The sequence below is a fragment of the Paraburkholderia phenoliruptrix genome (assembly GCF_019511605.1).
Classification (GTDB): Bacteria; Pseudomonadota; Gammaproteobacteria; order Burkholderiales; family Burkholderiaceae; genus Paraburkholderia; species Paraburkholderia phenoliruptrix_A.
On record NZ_JAEUAV010000037.1, the window covers coordinates 1 to 21095 of the forward strand.

The window sequence follows — 21095 nt, forward strand, 5'->3', positions numbered from 1 at the left end:
CCCCGCCCGTCTTTCGCGGATCGGATCTGACTGTTGCATTTGTCGCCTGCGTCGACGGCAAGAATGTCGATTGCGCGATCTCGGCAGAAGCACTCGAGGATCATTTTGGCGCCAGGTCGCCTTCATCGGCAGACCTGCTCAATGCATTCAGGCGCCACCGCACCGAGATACAGAATACCGCGCGCGACCTGCTCGACCAGGTGGATACACACCAACTGCGTCTGCACAGCGGTCATTTCCGCTTTAGACCGGATACGCTGGGACCCTGCAAGGGTAGCGCGAAGTAAGGTCGGTCAGCGGCAGCGAAGACAGCTAATGATGCGCAATAGAATGATTCGATGGCTGGCGACGACCACCTTGTTAGCGCATGTTAACCGCGCTACCTGTACGAGCGGCCGATTGTTTCGAGCGCTTGTTCGTGCTGCGAAGCACGCTTTGTCCGTGCGTGCCATGCATCAATTTGTCCCAAACTATGGAAGGTCAAAAATGTCTGCAAAGTATGCTGCGTCGGTCTTGCCACGACGCGGTCGTCTTCTAAAATTATCGTGCGCCGGTGATCCCCGGACGCTTGGGCTCGTCGCTGACTGACGGGCTTTTTTTTTAACGCGTAGTCCGGGGCCTGTGCCGCTTCTAGCACTGGAACACATCGGCAAATCCGCCGACTCTTGCACGCAGGTTTTGAATCGCCTGGGCGACCTTCGGCGAAAGCAGCGCGGCCAGTTCCTCGGTGTGCCGGTAGTCGCGCATGCCGTCAGTCAATGCGCGCTCCCCTGCAACGGCGGGATGGCAGTAGATTTCGCCGACTCCGGCGGGCAGAGAGGCAAGCGCCGCCAGCCAGGCAGCTTCGTCCATGCGGCCGCTTTGCCCAATGCCCACCACATAGTCGTTGTGGGCGATCCCCGCGCGATCGAGCCGCGCCCTCAACTGGGCGATCCAGGGCTTGAGCCACAGCGGCGCATTCGCCTCGAACGGCAGGCGCATCGCTTTCATGCCGTAGTCGCGGCCGATCTCGAGGATCAAACCGAGCACCGTCGGATGCAAATGGAAGTGTTTGTGGGTGTTCACATGGTCGAGCGCTAGTCCGGTCTTCGCGAACGCCTCGAACTGCGCACGGATTTCGCGCGCGAGCTGCTCGCGCACATGCGGCAGCAGGAAGAACCGCACGCCGTCGAGAACCATGTTGTTGCCGAAGCGGCCATGCTCGTCGACCAATGCCGCAATGCTCGCGTGCGGCGTGACTGGGTCCCCGTCGGCAAGCACGAGGTGAAGGCCCACGCGCAAGCGCGGCAGCGCCCGGGCTCGCTGCACCGCATCGCTGGCCGCCGGCGCACCGACCATCAGGCTCGCCGCCGTGAGCACACCGTCGCGATGCGCCCGTTCCACCGCCAGATTGACGCGCGGGTGCAAGCCGAAGTCGTCGGCCGTGACGATCAACGCTCGCGGGCGCAATGCTGTGGCATGCAATGCGTGCTCCTCTATGCCGTGCGGATCAGCGGCCATCGGAGACCTCCACGACGTCGATCACCTGCAGCGACCTTGCGCGCGGCGTCGCATTCGCGCTGCTGAGGGGGACGCACGCGCCCCGCCACACCACGTGCGAACCAAAGCAGCCTGCGCACCATTGCAACAGCAGCAGCGTATCGCGCAACGGCACGAGCGGCAGATCGCGCCAGAACGCATGCGCGAACGAATCCACAGCCGCTTCGGGCAACCTCTGCTGCAGTGCCGTCTGCTGACGCACGGCGCGCGCATGGAGCAACAGGCGTGCCGCGATGCCGACCGCTGTCGCTGTACCACCGACGAGCGCAGCGAGGCCCTGCGCCCCTCCCTTCGCGCCAGCCGCAAGAGCACCGGTAAGACAGCCACTGGCTACGAGCCACGGCGTGGCGAACGTCACGAACAGGAACGCAAAGCCGAGCGGATTCACCGAACGGATGGTCCGCAACCACCGGGTCTCGCGCTGCCACAGTGCGGCGAACGTCGGCTCCACCACGTCGGTGGCCACCATCACCCGTGAGAGCACGGTGCGCAGTCCTTGCGCCCGCGCATGTTCGGCGAGCCAGTAGTCGTCTGCGAGACAATTTCTCAGAACCTCGAAGCCTCCTATGCGCTCGAGCGTCGCGCGCCGCAGCGCGAGTGTTGCGCCGAAGCCGAAGCGGCGCGAGCCGGCAATGTGCGCAACCCGTACCGAAGGCGCGAACCATTCGTTAATGAAGAGCGTGCCCATTCTCGACCAGAAACCGCCCACGCTTCGCGCCACATATAAACACGTGAGCACGCCGATGCCCGGGTCGGCCAACGGCGCGGCGATGCTTTCCAGGTAATCCGCTTCGACTGCGATGTCGCTGTCGGCAATCACGATTACATCATGACGCGCGTGCTTCATCATGTTGATCAGATTGCTCACTTTGCGATTCGCGCCATGCACACGCGTGTCGACGACGAGTTGGATGTCCAGCGCCGGATAGGCGGCCTGCAGCCGGTGCACGACCGCAATGGCGGGATCGTCGGGGGAAGACACGCCGAGCAGGAGCTGGAACCGCGTGTGTCGTTGCTCGCAAAAGCTCGTCAGGTTTTCATAAAGACGGGGCTCGTTGCCGCACAACGGCTTGAGCACGGTCACACCGGCCTCGCCAAACGGATAGAACGAAGGGTAGCTTGCTGCGTGCAGTGACGCGCCATGCACGAGCGCGGCAGGCTCCGCTGCAGGGGCAGTTTGCGCCATGCGGTTAGCATGAAATGCCGCGCCGCGGCGAACCGTGAAGAACGGCATCGCGACCGCCGCCACAACTGCGTACAGCGCGGCGCCGATGCAGCCGGCCAGCAGGACCCATTCGCAAATTGCCACTGCGTGCGCAGCCATGACCGGGTTCCGTCAGTGTTCGTTGACGACGAACGGTTTGCCCGCGAGGCGCAGATGGAGTATCACAAGCCAGCGGCGCGGGCAGCCGGATGCGACCCTAACGGGCTGTGCGTGGATGCCTGCCCCGATCGCATAACGGTGCGCGACCGCCAGCTTGAACGCGGTCTGGCCCATCTGGCGAGCGACGATCACGCCGCCTGCCATCATGACGAGCGCAGCGAGCCGGAAACCCGATGAGACCAGCAGGTGCTGCGTGCGAGGCGCTACCGCCACGATCACGCACGCGAATACGTCTGCGACTAGAGCCGTGAAGGAGGCCACCAGCAGATGGGCGCGCAGCATGTCAGCGGTGACTGGCTTCATGGTTTTTGTCCCGTGGCCTGGTGAAAGCACCGCGCGGCTCGGGGCCGCGGCGCATGCCGACTCTCGGCGCATCCACCGGCAAGAACGGAACGGCCACCTGACGCATACATTCCTTCGATGGACTGACGATCGCGTTTCGCAAACTCAACAACGATACGCAATGCGGCGTAGTTGTCTGATTGATGCAACGATGAGCTTTTAACGAACGATAGTATCGAGCCAAGCTGAAGGAAACCTTAAGCAAAGGCGCTACGCAAAGCAGCTCGCAATCCGCGTGGGTAGACTGTGAGGTTGCGGCTGGTGCGCTTGCAGCACGCTTGCGCGATGTGCAGCCTCAGCGATAGAAACATCTAACGGAATGGATACCCCATGCGTGTACTCCTTGTAGAAGACGACGACCTGATCGGCTGTGGAATCGAAGCGGGCTTGCGCCAGGCAGGCTTTACGGTCGACTGGGCGCGCGACGGCCACAAGGCCAGTCTCGCGCTCGACACCACGAGCTATGCGCTCGTCGTGCTCGATCTTGGCCTGCCGCGCGTGTCCGGCATGGAACTGCTCAGGCGTTTGCGCGACGCCGGCAAGGACGTGCCGGTGCTGGTGCTCACCGCCCGCGGCACGGTGGTCGACCGTGTCGGCGGTCTTGAAGCCGGCGCCGACGACTATCTCGGCAAGCCGTTCGATCTGACCGAACTGATCGCGCGCTGCCGCGCGTTGCTGCGACGTGCGCAAGGGCGCAGCGTCGAATTGATCCGCTATCGGGATCTGTCGGTGAATCCTGCGGCGCAGGCCGTGGAGGTGGCCGGCCGGCGCGTGTCCCTCACGTCGCGCGAATGGGCCATCCTCTTGCAACTGCTGACGAATCAGGGCATTCCGCAGTCGCGCTCGCGTCTCGAGGAAAGCCTGTATGGCTGGCAGGAAGAAATCGAAAGTAATGCTATCGAGGTGCACGTGTCGAACCTGCGCAAGAAGCTCGGCGCCAATCTCATACGCACGGTGCGCAATATCGGCTACGTGGTGGAGAAAGAATGATGGGCGCTTCCATCCGGCGGCGGCTCATGCTGCTCGTGCTGTGCAGCATCACGTTGGTGTGGGCGATTGCGCTCGTGTCGAGCTATCGTCAGGCCACGCGGGAAGTCGCGCAGTGGGAGGAAGCGCGTCTCGCGGAACTCGCGCAGATGCTCGCGCTTCTCGATCAGTCGAATCTGAACGCGCTCGCGAACGCGCACATCGACGTGCGCGAAGAAGAACGAGGCGGCGAAACCAGTGCGAACGACACCGACGACGACGACTCGCTACCGCGCGACGCCCTCTTCCAGGTGCGCACGAGCAACGGCGAGGTAATTGCCGGCAGTTCGCCGTTGCACGCGCTCCACGCATGGGACTTGCCGGTACCGCCCGTCACCGGCGCACGGGACGTCGTGCTCGGCGGCGAGACGTACCACTCGTTCACGCTGCGCGACACGCCGCTCGGCCACACGGTGCGCGTATTCGAGCAGGCCAATACGCGTAGCGACCTCGTAAGCGGGGTCGCGAGCCGCATTGCGCGGCCCGCGCTGATCGCGCTGCCGGTGCTGGCGCTGCTGGTGTGGTCCAGCATCGGCTGGAGCCTCGCGCCGCTGCGCACGCTCTCCGACGCGATCCGCGCGCGCGACATCAACCGCCTCGAGCCCGTCGACATCGGCCGCGCGCCAATCGAAGTGCTCCCGCTCGTCGACGCGATCAATCAGTTGCTTTCGCGGCTATTGCATTCGCTCGAACGGGAGCGTGCGTTCACGGCCGATGCCGCGCATGAACTGAAGACGCCGCTCGCCGCGATCAAGGTCCAGGCGCAAGTCGCGCTGGCGGAGCCCGACCCGGCGCGCCAGCGGCTCGCGATGGAACGCGTCGTGCAAGGGGTGGATCGCAGCGCGCGGCTCGCCGAGCAATTGCTGTTGCTCGCGCGTCTGGACATGCATGAAAAATTGGCGAAGGTGCCGCTCGCGCCTGGCGCGCTCGCGAAAAATGCGTTGCTGGCAAACGCCGGAGGGGCGCAGCACAAAGACATTCACATCACACTCAACTGCGACATGCGCGCCGAGATCGAGGCCGAGCCGGTGCTGATCGGCATTCTGTTCGACAACCTGCTGGATAACGCGATCAAGTACGGCAATACCGGCGGCCGGGTCGAAGTTGCCGTGCAGAGCGCGCGCAAGCCGGGGCAAGACCGCGTCGTGGTGAGCGTGCGCGATGACGGCCCGGGCGTGGCGCCTGCCGATCTGCATCGACTGACAAACCGCTTCTTCCGCGCAACCGGCAACCAGGCGACCGGCAGCGGCCTTGGTTTGTCGATCGTCTCGCGCATTGCCGAACACTTCGGTGCAACCGTTCAGTTCGGCACGGGCCTCGACGGGCGCGGACTGGGCGTCGAAGTCTCTTTCCCCGCTTACACCACTGCGCCGGCAAAGCAGTTGGAGCCCGCCGGTTAGCGGCGGTTAGGGGCGGTTGGTCTCGCCGGCGGCCATGCGTTGCGTGAGCTCCACCTGCACCGCTTCGCGTGCAGGCGGGTTGCCGGAAATTGGACTGGCATCCGGCCGGCCACGCATCGGCGCGGGCCGCACGACAGTTCGCGCGGGCGCGCGGTTCGCCGCTTCCGCAAACTGCCACGCAATCAAGCCTGGTACGAACACTAGCAAATCGCGAATCCGCCGCGCGCCCGCCATCGCCAGACAGGTGGATGCGTCGAGTCCCAATGCGCCGCCGATCACAATGAAACCGCCTTCCTGCACCCCGAGGCCGCCCGGCACGAAGAATGCAGCGCTGCTGATAGCCTGGATCAACGACTCGATCACCACGGCTTCCACGAGCGTGACTTGCGCGCCGAGAAAATGCAACGCAAGCCAGATTTCGAGCGAAGTCAGGAAGCATTGCAGCGGCTGCCAGAAGAACAGATAGCGCAGCACCACGCCGCGACGCCGCCAGATGAGCTTGATCGAGTTGTCTATTTGCGCGGAGCGTCCGACCAGTGCGGCGAGCTTGCCGCTCGTGATGTGATTGAGCACGCGCGTCATGCGCTCGAAAGGACTGGCGTGCTGCACGAGCGCGAACAGCACAAGGAGCGGCGTGAGCACCGCCACGCCCCACGCAAGTTGCCCGGCGAGCCGTAGCGTGTCGGAATGCGCCCGCGCAAACAGAAAGCCGATCCCCACCATCGTAAACAGCAACTGGCTGATCAGAGCCAACTGCATATCGGCGATGATGCTCGCCACCGCCGTGGGAGGCCGCACGCCCCAACGCCTGAGCATGCGAAACGACACCACCTCGCCGCCGATGCGCGCGACCGGCAGCATGCTATTGACGGATTCGCGAACCCAAACGAGATGCAGCATGGCGAGCACGCCTGGCCGCTTCGCGCCGCGAATCAGCGAGCGCCAGCCGCAGCCGTTGGCCAGCATAGGCAGACTGTGCGCAAGTGCCGCGACGACGAGACCCAGGCCAGCGGCCCGCAACGCGCCGAGTACCGCCGTGGGATTGTCCTGCCAGACGAGCCAGAGCGCCGCAATGAGCCCGACTATGGCGGCTACTCTGCCGAGGTGCCTGATCATCTGCAGATCTCACGTGCGCGCATCGCGCAACGAGTTGACCGGTGGTTATTCAATCTGAAAAACGTGCATGTCATCGCGGCCTATCCTGCTGTTGTGTTCTTGCCCGGCAGCGGCTTGCAATGCGGGTTCATCGCGCCGTGCGCGCCGAACAGGAACTGCATGTGGCCGGCCGGGGTCCGGCTCGCGCAACGTCGACGCATTCTCCCGCACCGCCCGCTTGCTGTCTTGCAGCGGCTCGACCGCTCACGCTTCGTGGGCGCGCAGGAAGCGGAAAAACTCGACACCTTCACGCAAGCGCCGTTTCATCATGTCCCAGCTTGTCAACATTTCGCGCAGAATTTCCCAGATTTTCGACGGGCGGAAATAGAAGCTCTTGTAGAAAGTCTCGAGCTGGTGGTAGATCTCTTCGCGCGACAAATGCGGGTAGCCTATCGCCGCAAGCTGAACGCCCTCCTTGCTGACGAGGTTGATGACTTTGTTTTCTTCGAGCCAGCCGTTTTCGACCGCCTGGTCGTAGAGGCGCGTGCCCGGATACGGCGCGGCGAGCGACACCTGAATGGTGTGCGGATTGATCTCTTTGGCGTACTCAATCGTCTTCTGAATGGTCTGCTGCGTTTCGCCCGGCAGACCCAGAATGAAAGTGCCGTGAATCTTGATGCCGAGCTTGCGGCAGTCTTCGCTGAAACGCCGCGCGATGTCTGTGCGCAAGCCTTTCTTGATGTTCAGCAGGATCTGATCGTCGCCGGATTCGTAGCCGACGAGCAACAGGCGCAGGCCGTTTTCCTTCATGATCTTGAGCGTGCCATACGGCACATTGGCCTTCGCATTGCACGACCACGTCACGCCGAGCCTGCCGAGCCCCCGGGCGATTTCTTCCACGCGCGGCTTGAAGTCGGTGAAAGTGTCGTCGTCGAACATGATCTCTTTTACTTCTGGCATGTTGTCCCGAATCCACTTCACTTCTTCCAGCACGTTCTCGACCGAACGCGTGCGGTAGCGGTGCCCGCCCACGGTCTGAGGCCAGAGGCAGAACGTGCACCTGGAGCGGCAACCCCGTCCGGTGTAGATCGACACGTAAGGATGCTTGAGATAGCCGATGAAGTAATTGTCGATCTTCAGATCGCGTCGGTAGATGGGCGCGACGAACGGCAGTTCGTCCATGTTCTCGAGGATCGGGCGCGCTGCGTTGTGCTCGATCGAACCGTCCGCGGCTCGGTAGCTGAGCCCGAGTATTTGCGCGAACGGCTTGCCGGCGGCCACTTCCTGGCACGTGTAGTCGAATTCCTCGCGGCAAACGAAGTCGATCGCCTCGCTCGCCGTCAGCGAATTGTGCGGGTCCACGGCAACTTTCGCGCCGACCATGCCGATCAGAAGCGAAGGCTTGCGCTTTTTCAGGTCTTCCGCGAATAGCGCGTCGGTGGGAAATGACGGCGTGCTCGTGTGAATGATGACCAGATCGTAGTGCTGCGCGATGCTAAGCGTTGCATCGACGGACAGGCCGTCGGCGGGCGCATCCAGTACCCTGCTGTCGGGAACGAGCGCGGCGGGTTGCGCAAGCCACGTCGGATACCAGAAAGAGCGCACTTCGCGCTTGGCCTGGTAACGCGAACCCGCGCCACCGTCAAAGCCGTCATACGACGGCGCCTGCAAGAACAGAGTTTTCATGGCGTGCTCCGGCGAGCCTTGTTCGGGCGCCTGGAGATTTCTGTCGACGAACAGTCGGAAAGTCGGAACGGCCGCCGCCCGGGCGGCACAGACCCTACAGACCCCACAGACCCTATCCGCGCAGATGGTACGGAGCAAAGCTGAAGGAAACCTTAAGCAGTATGGCACGCACGACGCGGCGGCGCACGCTGACATCTCGCCACAATGTCCCGAACGTTTGGCGTTGACAGCGCTATCGCGTCGACATCCGCAGTCCCGCCGGTAAGCGGATCACGCTCAGCCGGCCAGGCAGGTCTCCGGCGGTTTCGTCTTCCGAATAGCTGAAATACACCAGCGCATGCCGCTCGGCGTCGACAATACGGAACACATGTAGCGAATCGAAAACCGCGTTCTGTTCAGCCGCGAACACCTTTGCGCGCGCAGGCACGGCGGCGGCCACCTCGAGGTTGGCTGTCTGATGACACGAGGCCGTCAGATCCGCGGCATGCGACATCCGCCCGCCCCCAAACGCGCGGTCCGATTGCGATTCCGTGACGTAGCAGGTCACGCCCTTCACCAGGGGATCTTCGAAAGCAGAGATGGCGATATGGTTTCCGTAACGCTGGGTGTGCGTTTCTATCGACGCGATTTCACCTGCTAACGCAGCCGACGACGCAACGATCAACAGCGCCGCTGCAATGCCCGGTCGGGCCGGGAGCCGTTGTTTCATTGTGCGTCTCCTGATTGTCGATGGCCGCATCGTGCTGGCACGGCGCCGCGAAGCCAGATGAGTTCAGGCTAGGCCACTGGCAACGGAGCCGCTTGACACAAGTCAACGCCCGCAGGCCGTCTTCACAAGCGCTGGTCGCCCGTTCGCGTCTCATCCCCCTTCGACCCCAACGGGAAAGCACGGCGCAATGAGCGTTTCCCGAGCGATCCGGCATGGACTGCGCCGACATGCACTGCGCTGGCGGCGCGCCGCGCGATCGGCTCGAAGCGCTCGCGCCCGCACAAAGCAGATGCGTCGCGCCGACACGCGACCAGTTATCCGCGCGCTTGATCAAGCTCAACGCCTCGCGTCTGTCACCGCCCACAATCGACTTACCGACGGGCAGCGGAAGCCGCGCTGCGCCGCCCTTTGTTTCGCGGCAAGCCAATCAGGAGAGACGAGATGGCGGAGCACCTGTGTGAACTATGCGGCGTCAGGCCGGCGACGATCCGCGTCGCCGTCGTTCAAGGCGGACGCAGAAGGCAACTGGACGTGTGCGATTACCACTACGCACAACTCACGCGGCATCAGCGGCAAATATCACCGCTCGAATCGCTGTTTCGGGGCGGGCTGTTCGATGGTCTGCTCGACGCGGGCATGAACGAAGTACGCGCTGGGCGGGCAGACTCGCAACGCGACGCGCCCGTCAGTAAGGGCATCGACCTGCAACAACATTTCAGCGAACAGGCCAAGGAGATTCTGCAACGTGCCGCTGAGCGCGCGGTGCAATTCGGCCGACGCGAAGTGGACACCGAGCATGTACTTTACGAACTCGCGCAGACCGACACTGTCGAGCGGATTCTGTCATCTCTGAAGATTTCGGCGAGCGACCTTCAGCACTACATCGACACCCATGCACCCAAAGGCGAAACCACCCAGAGCCTTCCGGAAGGAGCCGATATTTCGGTCTCGCCACGGCTGAAAAGTGCGCTGGAACGGGCCGTGATCGCTTCGCGCGAGTTTGGGCAGAACTATGTCGGCCCGGAACACATTCTGACCGGGCTCGCCGAGGTTACCGACAGCTTCGCCGGCGACCTGCTGATGAAGTACGGCCTGTCGTCTCATCAATTGCGTCAGCAGACGTTGCAAGCGGCCGGTCAGGAAGACAAAGGACACGCCCCGGGCAACACGCCGCAACTCGACAAGTACAGCCGGGACATGACGCGGCTTGCGCGCGAAGGCAAGCTCGATCCAGTGATCGGCAGATCGAAGGAAACCGAAACGCTCGCCGAAGTGCTCGCGCGGCGCAAGAAAAACAACCCCGTACTGATCGGCGAGCCGGGCGTCGGCAAAACGGCGATTGTCGAAGGACTGGCGCTGCGCATGATCAGCGGCGACGTGCCGGAAACGCTGCGCGACAAACGGCTCGTTGAGCTCAACGTCAATTCTCTGGTTGCGGGCTCGAAATATCGCGGCGAGTTCGAGGAACGCGTCAAGCAGATCATGGACGAAATCGCCGCGCACAAGGACGAACTGGTGCTTTTCGTCGACGAGGTGCACACCATTGTGGGAGCAGGCCAGGGCGGCGGCGAAGGCGGCCTCGACATCGCCAACGTGTTCAAGCCGCCGATGGCGCGCGGCGAACTGAACCTGATTGGCGCGACGACACTCGCCGAGTATCAGAAGTACATCGAGAAAGACGCGGCGCTGGAGCGCCGTTTCCAGCCGGTGCTCGTAGGCGAGCCGAGTGTCGAGCAGACCATCGGCATTCTGCGCGGGCTTCGTGACCGCCTCGAAGCGCACCACAAGGTCACCATTCTCGACGAAGCCTGCGTGGCCGCCGCTGAACTGTCCGATCGCTACATCTCGGGGCGCTTTCTGCCGGACAAGGCAATCGACCTGATCGATCAGGCTGCCGCGCGCGAACATCTTTCGTCCACGTCACGGCCCGCCGAGGTGCTCGAACTCGAAGCCGAGATCGCGCAGATGGACCGCGAACAGGAGTACGCGGCGTCGCACAAGCAGTTCGAGCGCGCCAAGGCGCTCGCTGAGCAGATAAAGGGAAAACAGAGTCAGCTCAACGACGCCACCCTCGCGTGGAAACGACGCGTGAGCACCAGCAGCGCGGAAGTGACCCGCACACTGGTTGCCGAAATCGTTGCAAAGATGACTGGCATTCCGGTTGCGGATCTCACGCTGGAGGAAAAAGAAAAGCTGCTGCAAATGGAGTCGCGTCTGCACAAGCGGGTGATCGGTCAGGAAGAGGCAATTGGCGCGGTCAGCGACGCCGTGCGCCGCAGCCGCGCAGGCTTGCAGAGCCGTCGGCAGCCGCTTGCGGTGTTCCTGTTCCTCGGCCCGACGGGCGTCGGAAAGACCGAACTGGCAAAGGCGCTCGCCGAAGTCGTGTTCGGCGACGAGGACGCCATCGTGCGCATCGACATGAGCGAATATATGGAGCGGCATGCGGTGGCTCGCCTTATCGGCGCCCCGCCCGGCTATGTCGGTTACGACGAAGGCGGCCAATTGACCGAGCGCGTGCGGCGCCGCCCGCATAGCGTGATTCTGCTCGACGAAATCGAGAAGGCGCACCCCGACGTCTACAACGTGCTGTTGCAGGTATTCGACGACGGGCGATTGACAGACGGCAAAGGACGCGTGGTCGACTTCACCAATACGCTTATCATCGCCACCAGCAATCTGGCCTCGGAAGTCATTATGGGCACGTCGCGCAGCCGGCCGGGTTTCATGCAGGGGGAAACCGGCCACGCGCCGGGCACACGGGCTGCCAAAGAGCGGCAGTTGGAGCCCGTGCGCGAGGGCGTGATGGCGGTGTTGCGCTCGCACTTCCGGCCCGAGTTCCTGAATCGCATCGACGAAATCATCATCTTCGAATCGTTGAGTGCCGAGCAGATCCGCTCCATCGTCCGTCTGCAGCTCGATCAGGTGGCGCGCGTCGCGAGGAGCCAGGATATCGACATCGAGTTCGACGCGAGCGTCGTCGATCATCTGGCGACCGAGGCTTACCGGCCGGAGTACGGCGCACGCGAATTGCGGCGGCGGATCCGCCAGGTCATCGAAAATCCGCTCGCGAAGCAGATGCTCGACGGCGCGGTTCGCGAAGGCAATCGGGTGGTATGCCGTTTCGATACAAGCGATAAAGTCGCGGTTTTTGAAGTGCGCGAAGCGCTGCCGCAGGAAGAGGCTCGAGAAACGCTGCCGCAAAAGCGCGAGCCCGCTTCCGCTGCGGGCGACGCCGGCCCCGCTGGTAAGCCTGCCAGCAAGCCGCTGCGTCAGTCACGCAAACGTCGCAATGCGGACGGTGACGACCGCGGCAATCAACCCGCGGCTTGACAGCAAGCGGACGCGTTTTCGTTTCGCACGAAGCAGGCGCCGCTAAACCGGCAACAGCGGCAGAACACACCAGGCGCCCGACGACAGGCGCCTGGCTTGTCCGCCAGATCGCCCGCAACTGCCCCGCAGTCTCACGGCTCCTGCACCGTCCGCTGTGACACTAGCGTGTTGGCTGTGACATTAGCGTATCTCTGCCCCGCCCGCTGCCAGTTCCACGATGTCGTCGGTGATCTCGTCCTGGCGAACCCTCCGATAGCTTTGCGTCAGTTCATCTAGCCTGTCCCGCACATTCGCACGAGCGGCCAGCATCGCCCGCATCCGCGCTTCATTTTCAGCAGCGAACGAGAGCATCAACGCCTCGCAGATTTCAACGAACACATAGGATTCAACGAGCCCGGCAAGTAGACGTTCGACCGGGAGGTTCAACAGTGGCGGCAAGCTGCGCTCGTGCGCGTTGAACCGTGAAAAGTCAAAAGGAATCAGTTGATGCTCGACGACCTCGCCTGAAAGCGCACCACCGGGCAGCGCGTGCACGAGAGAGACACTGTCTATCGCCCGGGTTGCGAGACGCTGGTAGAGCGCATCCGTGATGCGGCCCGCCAGGGACAAAACGTCGTCTGCGTGAGAAGCCGCGGGTGAATTCCAGACCACCGCACAACGACGCTCGTTGGCCAGCAACTCGCCGCGCGTGCCGACCAGCATCAACTCCGACTGCGCGTGGGCGGTGCGGCTCTGCACATAGTCGAGTATCCGCTCATTGAAGGCACCGACGAAGCCCTGCTCCGAACAAAGCGCGATCACGATTCGCGCGCGTACATCCTGTGGCGACTGGAGCGCAGGCTCGGGTCTTCCATGCGCGAGCACCGCGCCGATTGCGGCGCCCACGGTTGCCGCGGAAGAACGTATGCCGGGCAGCCGCCGTTGCGCCTCCCGCGAGCGGGCTGCTGCGATGCCGCGCATCGCGCCGATCACCGCATCGAGCTGACGCGCTGTCGCGTTGCGCGCTTCGATTTCCGCCAGCCTGCCGCTCATCGCTCGCTCCGCGGCCCGGCCGCAGCGATACCGGGACTGCTGCCCCGTGACAGACGCTGCACGATGTCGCGCACCGCCGCAACGAGTCTCGCCTGGGTCGCCGCGTCGAACGACGCATCGTCATAGGCTCCTTCCAGTTGCGCGCCCGGCAGCCGCGCGGCCAGTTCCGCGCGCACTGCCGCCGCGACCGATGGCGGCGCTGCATCGAACACGCCTTGCGCAAGTGCGGCGAGCAACGCGATTTCGTCGAGCGTCGAGAGCGGCGCAAAGCGGGGCTGCGCGATCAAGGCACGAATGCGCTCGCCGCGAGCAATCTTGCCGGCGACATGCGAGTCCGTCAGTCCACCAAACCTGCTGAACATTTCGAGCTCGAGAAACTGCGCGTAATCGAGCCGCAATCGTCCTGACACGTCGCGCAACGCATGATGCTGGGCCTTGCCCCCTACCCGACTGACGCTCAGGCCGACGTCGACGGCCGGACGCTGGTTTGCCGCGAAGAGCCCTGCGTCCAGCACGATCTGGCCGTCGGTAATCGAAATCAGATTGGTCGGAATATACGCTGACAGGTTGCCCATGTCGGTTTCCGCAATCGGCAATGCAGTCAGTGAACCGCCGCCGAGGCTCGCGGAGAGTTTTGCCGCGCGCTCGAGCAGCCGTGCATGCACGTAAAAAATGTCGCCTGGATAGGCTTCACGGCCCGGCGGCTCGCGTGTGAGCAGCGCCAGTTCGCGATGCGTCGCGGCATGTTTCGTCAGATCGTCAATGACAACCAGCGCATGTTGCCCGCGGTCTCTGAAGTATTCGGCTATCGTGAAGCCCGCAAACGGTGCAATCCACTGCAAGCCCGCAGCCGACGCCGCAGCGGCAACGACGAACACGCAGCGTTCGGGCGCGCCATAGCGATGCACGGCCTCGATCACCCGCTGCACGGCAGTCGAGCGCTGGCCGATGGCCACATACACGCAGATCATGTCCGAGTGCTTCTGGTTGACGATCGCATCAATTGCCAATGCACTCTTGCCAGTCGCCCGGTCGCCTATGATGAGTTCCCTCTGCCCGCGGCCGATGGCGAAAAGCGCGTCGACGATCAGCACGCCGGTCTCCACAGGCTCGCTGACCAGATCGCGATCGACGATAGCGGGCGCCGCACGCTCCACCGGCATGCGACCGGCCGCGCTCACAGGTTCGTCGCGGTCGAGCGGCCGGCCGAGCGGGTCGATCACACGGCCGAGCAATGCCTCGCCCACCGGAACCTCGAGCACCGAACCGGTACGAGTCACCGACGCGCCGGCTTCCACCGTGGCGGCATCGTCCAGTAGCACCACGCTTATGAGGTCGGCTTCGAGCGTATGCACGAAGCCGCTTGCGCCGGTGTCGAAATGCACCAGTTCATTGAGCGCGGCATCGCTTAGTCCCGAGACGAACGCAATGCCGTCGCCGATACGTTCGACGCGCCCGAGCGTGTCGGCATATGGCCCCGTCTGCACGCGGGCGAGCGCCGCCTGTTGCGCCGCGAGCCAGGCGTCGTCGCACGACTCAGCGGGAAGCATGGCTGTCATCGAGCAGCGCCTCCCTGACTCTGGCAAGTTCGGCGCCGAGGCTGTTGCGCACGACGGCGTGCGGGGACCGCAGTTCGAGGCCCGCGATAAGTTGCGGGTCGACCTCGAAGCGAAGCGGCACATCCCGCCGCAGACACGCAGCCAGCATTGCGCGGCACGTGTCCTGTTCCTGTGCACTCAAGGCGCGCGGCGCGGCCAGCACCGGCGCGACGCCGTCTTCTGCGAGCGCGGCGCGCGCCGGCTGCGCAAGCTGTCCGATTCCCGCCGCGAGACCATCGATAAAGGCCGTCACGCGCACGCTGTCGGGCAGCCTTTCGAGCAGTTTCGCCGCGATGTCCACGGCGAGCCGGCTCGCGCGTTCGCCAGCGAGTTTGTCTTCGAGCGCACGGGCAGCGGCCGCTTCGTCTGTGGCCGCCGCCCGCAACGCCTGCGCATCGGCTCGCGCGGCGGCCAGAAGCGCCTGCTTCTGCGCCGCGACCTCGGCGGCAACGGCCTTGAGTGCATCGTCGCGGGCCGCCACGATTCGCTGCGTTTCGCGAGCCGCTTCGTCGCGCTCGTGAAGTGCAGCGGTCTTCGCAGCGCCGGCATCGGCGATAAGGGTGCGCGCCGTGTTCTGGCGTTCGGCGATGATGTCCGCGACGGGGCGGAACAGGAAGCGCGCCAGCAGCCATATCAATACCAACGCATTGATGGTTTGCAACGCGAGGGTCCACCAGTCGATTCTCATGGCGCCCACCTACTTCGCAAACGGATTGGCGAACAACAGCAACAGTGCAATCACAAGGCAATAGATTGCCATGGTCTCGATCATCGCGAGACCGACGAACAGCGTTCGCGACACCGTGCCGGCGGAATCCGGCTGACGCGCGATCGCATCCATCGCCGCTGCGACCGCGCGGCCTTCGGCGATGGCGGGCCCAATCGCGCCGAACGAGACGGCAAGCGCTGCCGCGACGATGCTGACAATCTGCACAAGGTTATTCATGAGTCTTTGCCTCTTTGACGTTAGCGGGTTGCGGTTCGCCGATCGCGGCGCCGATAAAAACCATGGAGAGAACAGCGAAGATGTAGGCCTGCACGGCGCCTGTGAGCAGATCGAGCGCCATCAGCGGAATCGGCACGAGCAGCCCCGCGAGCGACAGCACAATGCCGATCACGAACACACCGCTCATTACGTTGCCGAACAGGCGCACCACCAGCGAAAACGTGCGCGTGATCTGCTCCACGACGTTCAGCGGAATCATGACCCAGCTCGGTTCGGCGAACGACGCGAGATAGCCGGCCAAGCCCCGGCTGCGAAGGCCGTGGAAGACGGCCGCGCCAAGCACGACCAGCGCGAGCGCGGCGTCGGTCTCGAGGCGCGCGGTAGGTGGCGTGACGCCGGGAACGAGCGCGCACCAGTTGGCGATCAGCACGAAGACGAAGAGCGTGCCGATCAGCGCGCGATAAGGACCCGGTGCCGCTTGCATGGTGTCGCGTATCTGCTGATCGATGGTGTCCACGAGCAGTTCGAGGGCGGTCTGCATCCTGCCGGGGGCAAGCGAGAGTTGCCGGCTCATCACGATTGAAATAATCGTCACGACGGCCATGATCGCCCACGTCGCGAGCACCGGTTCGGTAATCACGACAGGGCCAAGCTGGAATACCGGCGAGACGGTGAGCGGTGACTCGGTCATGACACGCCTTTGCAAGCTCTGTAATGCTGCACCACGATGCGGCGTGCCACCAGCACGCCCGCCATTCCGGCAAGCAATGCGGGCATGCCCATTCGCGCGAGAAGCAGCAGCAACGCGCAGGTCAGCGCAATGCGCGCGCACTGCAGCCCGAGTGCCGCGGCAAATTTCCCTGCTGAAAACAAAGGCCAGTTCCACTTCAATGACAGGAAATGCCATGCGCCTGCCGCGAGGCCCGCCGCGAGTCCAACCGCGCTCTGAATCACAAGCGAAGGGAGCGGTACGATCAAGGTGTTCAGCGTATTAATCACGGCGCTCCTCATGTTCGCGATGCATCCATTTCCATGCGGACCAGAAGCCGAGCGCTGCTCCCACCATCAGCAACGGCGCGGAGAAGAACACGCCCATGCCGAAGATACGGTCCAGCCAGCGCCCGGCAGCAAGCCCAAGCAGTGTCGGCAGCACGATTGCCCAGCCGAGAATGCCGATCTGGCCAAGCCGGCTGCCAAGCGACGGTTCAGGGACCTCACGGGCGTGCGCTGCGCGCCGCGCGGCTTCACGCGCCGCGTCGGCAAGTCTGTCATCGCGGGAGTGCCGCTCGTCGCGGCGCGGCTCATTCATGGCAGCGACGTGCCGGCAACGGTTGACAGCGCGCTGCCTGCGTCGGCGCGCGGCCGCAGGTAGCGCAGTATCTGACGCACGGCGCGCGCATGAAGGCGCAATTCGTCGACGCGCGCGCGCCGCAGCGCTTCCTCTTCGGCGGCGTGGCGGCTTTGAACGATGGCCGCGAGATCGTTCAGCACATCGCCCGGAACTGCTTCGCGGCAGGCGATGGACAGGTGCGTGCCGCCCGACACGAGCAGCACACCGCCACTCACCGCGCAGTAGTGCTCCACGTTGTCCGTGCCGCTCCAGCGGACCACCGAGGGCGTAAGTTGCGTGACGAAGTCCGCATGACCGGCGCGAATGCCGAACGCACCGCTTTCGTCTTCGGCGCGCAGCGAAGCGATCTGCACACCGTCGAACCACACGCGCGAAGGCGTGGCGATTGTGAGCCGCAACGTGCTGCTGCTCATGCCGATTGCTCCGTTGCGGCAGCAGCGGTCTGCTGCGTCGCCGCCTCTTCTTTGCTGCGGGCTTCGTCCAGCGTACCGATCATGTAGAGCGAGCTCTCCTGCCAGGTATCGCATTCGCCGGCCAGAATCGCCTTGCAGCCGGCAATCGTGTCGGCCAGCGCAACCGAGCGGCCGGGCACGCCCGTGAAAGCCTCCGTGACCGCAAAGGGCTGCGTGAGAAAACGCTGCAGGCGTCGCGCCCGGCCCACCAGCGTGCGATCTTCCGCGCCCAGTTCCTCGATGCCGAGCAGCGAGATCACGTCCTGCAGTTCGCGGTAATGCTCGATGACGCGGCGCACCTCGGTAGCAACCGCCGCGTGTTCGTCGCCTACCACGAGCGGATCGAGCAGAATCGACGACGACGCAATGGGATCGACGGCCGGATACATGCCTTCGGCCGCCATAGAGCGGGACAGCACGACGTTGCTGTCGAGGTGGGCGGCGATCGCGGTCACGGCCGGATCGGTAAAGTCGTCGGCGGGCACGTACACCGCCTCTATCGCGCTGACGGACACACCGCCCACTGACACGATGCGCTCCTGCAACTGCGCGACTTCACTTGCGAGCGTAGGCTGATAGCCCACTCGCGACGGCATGCGCCCGAGCAGCCCCGACACTTCCGCACCCGCCTGCACGAAGCGAAAGACGTTGTCCATCAGCAGCAGCACGTTTTGACGACGCTCGTCGCGGAAGTACTCGGCTATCGTCAATGCAGTGAAGGGAACGCGCCAGCGTGCGCCGGGCGGCTCGTTCATCTGCCCGTACACAAGTACGGTGCGGGCCAGTACGCCGGAAGTGCGCATGTCGAGCAGCATTTCGTGCCCTTCGCGCGAGCGCTCGCCGATGCCCGCGAACACCGAGATTCCCTCGTAGTGCTCGACCATCGCGTGGATCAGTTCCATGACCAGCACGGTCTTGCCGACTCCGGCACCGCCGAACATCGCGGCCTTTCCGCCTTGTGCCAGTGGCGTAAGCAGATCGATCACCTTGATGCCTGTTGAGAACAGCACGGTAGTGCCCTTCTGCGACTTAAGCGGGGGCGCCGCACGATGAATCGGCCGCCGTTCGACTTGCGTGTCCAGTGCGTCGCCGCCGTCGCACGCTGTGCCCGTCACGTCGATGAGCCTGCCGAGCACTGCCTCGCCCACCGGCGCTTCAATGGCGCCGCCAGGCGCCTCGACTCGCATGCCGCGCCGCAAACCGGCGGTGGTTTGCAAGGCCAGCGCGCGGACCGTCGTCTCGTTCAGATGCGCCTCTACTTCGGCGAGCACTGGCGCAAGATCGCCAGGCCTGACGACGAGCGCCTCTCCGAGCGCAGGCAGAGGCGCGTCACCGAATGCGACGTCGACGATCGCCCCGCGTATGGCAACCACGTAGCCTTCGCGCGTGGTGGCGCTGTGCTTTGGCTGTGACGCTGCGTGATCTACGTGATCTACGTGATCTGCATCAGTCGGCATACCCGGTCCCCCGGTCGGTCGTGAACAGTCAGAAGATATCGCCCGAGCATCTGGAGGAACTGATCTCCATCAACTGTCCTATCGATAGGTGCCACGAATTCGCGGCCTGCCAGGAGCGCGCACGTTCAGCCAACGGCATCGTGATGACGGCGCAGCCCACTCAGGCCCGAATGATCCAGATCAATCGACGAGGCTCCCGGCGATGTACTAATCCTCTTATCCGAAAACGGAGTGAGGTGCGACATGAAAAACCTGACAGGTTCATTACCGGCATCGTCTGCCGCGAAGCCAGCCGAGCCGGCTCGCAGCGTTGGCGTGAAGCAGCTGCGGCTCGGTCTGCTCACCGCGCTCGTCATCGGCTCGATGATCGGCAGCGGCGTGTTTTCCCTGCCGCAAAACATGGCCTCGGGCGCGGGCGCCGCCGCCGTGCTGATCGGCTGGCTCATTACAGGCGCAGGCATGCTGATGCTCGCGTTCGTCTATCAGACGCTGACCACCCGCAAGCCGCAACTCGACAACGGCATCTACGCCTATGCGCAAGCGAGCGCCGGCGATTTCCTCGGCTTCAATTCGGCGTGGGGCTACTGGGTCAGCGCGTGGATCGGCAACGTCGGCTATCTGGTGATCGTGTTCGGCACCCTTGGCTACTTCTTTCCCGTCTTCGGCGACGGCAACACGTCTGCTGCCGTGTTGGGGGCGTCCATCGTGCTGTGGACCATGCACGCCGTGATCCTGCGCGGCGTGCGAAGCGCTGCTGTGCTCAATGCGATTACCACGATCGCCAAGGTGATTCCGCTCCTGCTGTTCATCGTGCTCGCCGCAGTGGCTTTCCGAAGCCATGTGATCGCACAGGATTTCTGGGGCAATGCAAAGCTCGGCAACGTGTTCACACAGGTCAAAAGCACCATGCTTATCACTGTGTGGGTGTTCATCGGCATTGAAGGCGCGAATGTATTCTCGGCCCGAGCACAGCGGCGCGAAGATGTGGGCCGTGCCACCCTGCTCGGCTTCAGCGTCGTTCTGCTTCTGCTGATGGCGGTTTCGTTGCTGTCGCTCGGCATCGTCCCGCAAGGCGAACTTGCCGCGATGAAAAACCCGTCGATGGCAGGCGTGCTGCAAAGAGCGGTCGGGGCCTGGGGCGCGGTGCTGATCAGTCTCGGTCTGCTGGTGTCGGTGGGTGGCGCATTGCTCGCATGGACGCTGCTCGCAGCCGAAACGCTCTTCACGCCGGCGAACGGCGGCGTCATGCCGAAGTTTCTCGCGCGTTCCAACAGTCGTGGCGTTCCCGCCAACGCGCTGTGGGTCACCAACGGGCTCGTGCAACTGTTTCTCGTCATCACGCTCGTCTCGAGTGCGACGTATCAGGCGCTGATCTCGCTCGCGACCTCGATGATCCTCGTCCCCTATCTGTTCTCCGCGGTTTACGCGACACGCATTGCGATGCGCGGCGAAGGCTACGCACAAGACCAAAGCGTGCGAACCCGCGACATGCTGATCGGGGCAGCGGCTACCGTCTATTGCTGCTGGCTGCTGTACGCGGCAGGCCCGAAGTATTTGCTGCTCTCGGCCCTGCTCTACTCGCCCGGGGTGCTCCTGTATGGATGGGCCAAACGCGAACGCGGCGCGCGTCTGTTCAAGCCGTTCGAACTCGTGATACTCGCGGCGCTTCTCGTGCTTGCAGCAGTAGCGGGCTGGCTGCTGGCAACAGGTGCAATTGGCCTGTAATCCGAGACTCTTCAGGAGAACTA

At 63.8% G+C, this 21095-nt stretch carries 20 protein-coding genes; 5 read left to right on the forward strand and 15 right to left on the reverse strand.

The genetic code is table 11. From position 1 onward, the window contains the following. The coding region (locus JNB89_RS29075) for a DUF1488 domain-containing protein (RefSeq protein ID WP_220364492.1) at positions 1 to 287 on the forward strand (287 nt) is incomplete at its 5' end. 343 nt (positions 288 to 630) lie between these two features. Here the strand turns inward: JNB89_RS29075 and hpnK are convergent. The 3 genes from hpnK to JNB89_RS29090 are packed head-to-tail and all read right to left on the reverse strand — an operon-like array spanning position 631 to position 3226. After that, positions 631 to 1500 carry a hopanoid biosynthesis-associated protein HpnK gene (gene hpnK, locus JNB89_RS29080; RefSeq protein WP_220364493.1) on the reverse strand — a complete coding sequence of 290 codons (870 nt, stop codon included), beginning with the start codon at positions 1498 to 1500 and terminating at the stop codon, positions 631 to 633. Further along, entirely contained in the window at positions 1490 to 2863 is a 1374-nt protein-coding gene (gene hpnI, locus JNB89_RS29085; protein ID WP_220364494.1) for a bacteriohopanetetrol glucosamine biosynthesis glycosyltransferase HpnI, read from the reverse strand. Before hpnI ends, hpnK begins: the two co-directional genes overlap by 11 nt. Before the next feature lie 12 nt (positions 2864 to 2875). Beyond that, complete coding sequence (locus JNB89_RS29090; protein ID WP_220364495.1) at positions 2876 to 3226, reverse strand: hypothetical protein; 351 nt, start codon at positions 3224 to 3226, stop codon at positions 2876 to 2878. Between the two features lie 369 nt (positions 3227 to 3595). Here JNB89_RS29090 and JNB89_RS29095 point away from each other — a divergent pair, with 369 nt between their 5' ends. Together JNB89_RS29095 and JNB89_RS29100 are read left to right on the forward strand one after the other, a co-directional pair. Beyond that, positions 3596 to 4255 (forward strand): response regulator, encoded by a 660-nt coding sequence (locus tag JNB89_RS29095; protein ID WP_220364496.1) that lies wholly within the window; start codon positions 3596 to 3598, stop codon positions 4253 to 4255. Further along, positions 4252 to 5691 carry an ATP-binding protein gene (locus JNB89_RS29100; RefSeq protein WP_220364497.1) on the forward strand — a complete coding sequence of 480 codons (1440 nt, stop codon included), beginning with the start codon at positions 4252 to 4254 and terminating at the stop codon, positions 5689 to 5691. Before JNB89_RS29095 ends, JNB89_RS29100 begins: the two co-directional genes overlap by 4 nt. A gap of 6 nt (positions 5692 to 5697) precedes the next feature. Here JNB89_RS29100 and JNB89_RS29105 read toward each other — a convergent pair whose 3' ends face one another. From JNB89_RS29105 to JNB89_RS29115, 3 genes are all read right to left on the reverse strand, one after another. Beyond that, a complete protein-coding gene (locus tag JNB89_RS29105; protein WP_220364498.1) occupies positions 5698 to 6807 on the reverse strand; it encodes a lysylphosphatidylglycerol synthase domain-containing protein in 1110 nt (369 codons plus the stop codon). Positions 6808 to 7050: 243 nt separating this feature from the next. After that, the gene (gene hpnJ / locus JNB89_RS29110; protein WP_220364499.1) at positions 7051 to 8472 is read right to left on the reverse strand and encodes a hopanoid biosynthesis associated radical SAM protein HpnJ; all 1422 of its coding nucleotides are present in this window, start codon (positions 8470 to 8472) and stop codon (positions 7051 to 7053) included. A 232-nt stretch (positions 8473 to 8704) separates the two neighbouring features. Beyond that, a complete protein-coding gene (locus tag JNB89_RS29115; RefSeq protein ID WP_220364500.1) occupies positions 8705 to 9181 on the reverse strand; it encodes a CreA family protein in 477 nt (158 codons plus the stop codon). A 441-nt stretch (positions 9182 to 9622) separates the two neighbouring features. On the opposite strand from JNB89_RS29115, the gene JNB89_RS29120 reads away from it, so the two are divergent. Then, positions 9623 to 12511 (forward strand): ATP-dependent Clp protease ATP-binding subunit, encoded by a 2889-nt coding sequence (locus JNB89_RS29120; RefSeq protein ID WP_220364501.1) that lies wholly within the window; start codon positions 9623 to 9625, stop codon positions 12509 to 12511. 180 nt (positions 12512 to 12691) lie between these two features. Here the strand turns inward: JNB89_RS29120 and JNB89_RS29125 are convergent, their stop codons facing one another. The 9 genes from JNB89_RS29125 to atpD are packed head-to-tail and all read right to left on the reverse strand — an operon-like array spanning position 12692 to position 19347. Continuing rightward, a complete protein-coding gene (locus tag JNB89_RS29125; protein WP_220364502.1) occupies positions 12692 to 13543 on the reverse strand; it encodes a F0F1 ATP synthase subunit gamma in 852 nt (283 codons plus the stop codon). Beyond that, positions 13540 to 15102, reverse strand: a complete 1563-nt coding sequence (locus tag JNB89_RS29130; protein WP_220364503.1) for a F0F1 ATP synthase subunit alpha — start codon at positions 15100 to 15102, stop codon at positions 13540 to 13542. Before JNB89_RS29130 ends, JNB89_RS29125 begins: the two co-directional genes overlap by 4 nt. Beyond that, positions 15080 to 15829 (reverse strand): F0F1 ATP synthase subunit delta, encoded by a 750-nt coding sequence (locus JNB89_RS29135; RefSeq protein WP_220364504.1) that lies wholly within the window; start codon positions 15827 to 15829, stop codon positions 15080 to 15082. The genes JNB89_RS29130 and JNB89_RS29135 overlap by 23 nt, the downstream gene beginning before the upstream one ends. A 9-nt stretch (positions 15830 to 15838) precedes the next feature. Then, a complete protein-coding gene (locus tag JNB89_RS29140; protein ID WP_013339327.1) occupies positions 15839 to 16087 on the reverse strand; it encodes a F0F1 ATP synthase subunit C in 249 nt (82 codons plus the stop codon). Beyond that, positions 16080 to 16778: a F0F1 ATP synthase subunit A gene (locus tag JNB89_RS29145; RefSeq protein WP_135895576.1), complete on the reverse strand. Its 699-nt coding sequence runs from the start codon at positions 16776 to 16778 to the stop codon at positions 16080 to 16082. The genes JNB89_RS29140 and JNB89_RS29145 overlap by 8 nt, the downstream gene beginning before the upstream one ends. Continuing rightward, positions 16775 to 17086, reverse strand: a complete 312-nt coding sequence (locus JNB89_RS29150; protein ID WP_135895575.1) for an ATP synthase subunit I — start codon at positions 17084 to 17086, stop codon at positions 16775 to 16777. The genes JNB89_RS29145 and JNB89_RS29150 overlap by 4 nt, the downstream gene beginning before the upstream one ends. Then, on the reverse strand, positions 17079 to 17396 hold the full coding sequence (locus JNB89_RS29155; protein ID WP_135895574.1) for an AtpZ/AtpI family protein: 318 nt from the start codon (positions 17394 to 17396) through the stop codon (positions 17079 to 17081). Before JNB89_RS29155 ends, JNB89_RS29150 begins: the two co-directional genes overlap by 8 nt. After that, the gene (locus tag JNB89_RS29160; protein WP_135895573.1) at positions 17393 to 17851 is read right to left on the reverse strand and encodes a F0F1 ATP synthase subunit epsilon; all 459 of its coding nucleotides are present in this window, start codon (positions 17849 to 17851) and stop codon (positions 17393 to 17395) included. Before JNB89_RS29160 ends, JNB89_RS29155 begins: the two co-directional genes overlap by 4 nt. Further along, a complete protein-coding gene (gene atpD, locus JNB89_RS29165) occupies positions 17848 to 19347 on the reverse strand; it encodes a F0F1 ATP synthase subunit beta (protein ID WP_222859098.1) in 1500 nt (499 codons plus the stop codon). Before atpD ends, JNB89_RS29160 begins: the two co-directional genes overlap by 4 nt. A 243-nt stretch (positions 19348 to 19590) precedes the next feature. Here atpD and arcD point away from each other — a divergent pair, with 243 nt between their 5' ends. After that, a complete protein-coding gene (gene arcD / locus JNB89_RS29170) occupies positions 19591 to 21072 on the forward strand; it encodes an arginine-ornithine antiporter (protein ID WP_220364505.1) in 1482 nt (493 codons plus the stop codon). Positions 21073 to 21095 lie beyond the last annotated feature (23 nt).

Excerpts from the sequence above, each read along its gene's own strand:
- JNB89_RS29135 (WP_220364504.1), bottom strand. The coding sequence starts at position 15,829 with ATGAGAATCGACTGGTGGACCCTCGCGTTGCAAACCATCAATGCGTTG.
- JNB89_RS29145 (WP_135895576.1), bottom strand. The coding sequence starts at position 16,778 with ATGACCGAGTCACCGCTCACCGTCTCGCCGGTATTCCAGCTTGGCCCT.
- JNB89_RS29120 (WP_220364501.1), top strand. The coding sequence starts at position 9,623 with ATGGCGGAGCACCTGTGTGAACTATGCGGCGTCAGGCCGGCGACGATC.
- hpnK (WP_220364493.1), bottom strand. The coding sequence starts at position 1,500 with ATGGCCGCTGATCCGCACGGCATAGAGGAGCACGCATTGCATGCCACA.
- JNB89_RS29115 (WP_220364500.1), bottom strand. The coding sequence starts at position 9,181 with ATGAAACAACGGCTCCCGGCCCGACCGGGCATTGCAGCGGCGCTGTTG.
- JNB89_RS29100 (WP_220364497.1), top strand. The coding sequence starts at position 4,252 with ATGATGGGCGCTTCCATCCGGCGGCGGCTCATGCTGCTCGTGCTGTGC.
- atpD (WP_222859098.1), bottom strand. The coding sequence starts at position 19,347 with ATGCCGACTGATGCAGATCACGTAGATCACGTAGATCACGCAGCGTCA.
- JNB89_RS29125 (WP_220364502.1), bottom strand. The coding sequence starts at position 13,543 with ATGAGCGGCAGGCTGGCGGAAATCGAAGCGCGCAACGCGACAGCGCGT.
- arcD (WP_220364505.1), top strand. The coding sequence starts at position 19,591 with ATGAAAAACCTGACAGGTTCATTACCGGCATCGTCTGCCGCGAAGCCA.
- JNB89_RS29105 (WP_220364498.1), bottom strand. The coding sequence starts at position 6,807 with ATGATCAGGCACCTCGGCAGAGTAGCCGCCATAGTCGGGCTCATTGCG.
- JNB89_RS29090 (WP_220364495.1), bottom strand. The coding sequence starts at position 3,226 with ATGAAGCCAGTCACCGCTGACATGCTGCGCGCCCATCTGCTGGTGGCC.
- JNB89_RS29155 (WP_135895574.1), bottom strand. The coding sequence starts at position 17,396 with ATGAATGAGCCGCGCCGCGACGAGCGGCACTCCCGCGATGACAGACTT.
- JNB89_RS29160 (WP_135895573.1), bottom strand. The coding sequence starts at position 17,851 with ATGAGCAGCAGCACGTTGCGGCTCACAATCGCCACGCCTTCGCGCGTG.
- hpnJ (WP_220364499.1), bottom strand. The coding sequence starts at position 8,472 with ATGAAAACTCTGTTCTTGCAGGCGCCGTCGTATGACGGCTTTGACGGT.
- hpnI (WP_220364494.1), bottom strand. The coding sequence starts at position 2,863 with ATGGCTGCGCACGCAGTGGCAATTTGCGAATGGGTCCTGCTGGCCGGC.
- JNB89_RS29140 (WP_013339327.1), bottom strand. The coding sequence starts at position 16,087 with ATGAATAACCTTGTGCAGATTGTCAGCATCGTCGCGGCAGCGCTTGCC.
- JNB89_RS29130 (WP_220364503.1), bottom strand. The coding sequence starts at position 15,102 with ATGACAGCCATGCTTCCCGCTGAGTCGTGCGACGACGCCTGGCTCGCG.
- JNB89_RS29095 (WP_220364496.1), top strand. The coding sequence starts at position 3,596 with ATGCGTGTACTCCTTGTAGAAGACGACGACCTGATCGGCTGTGGAATC.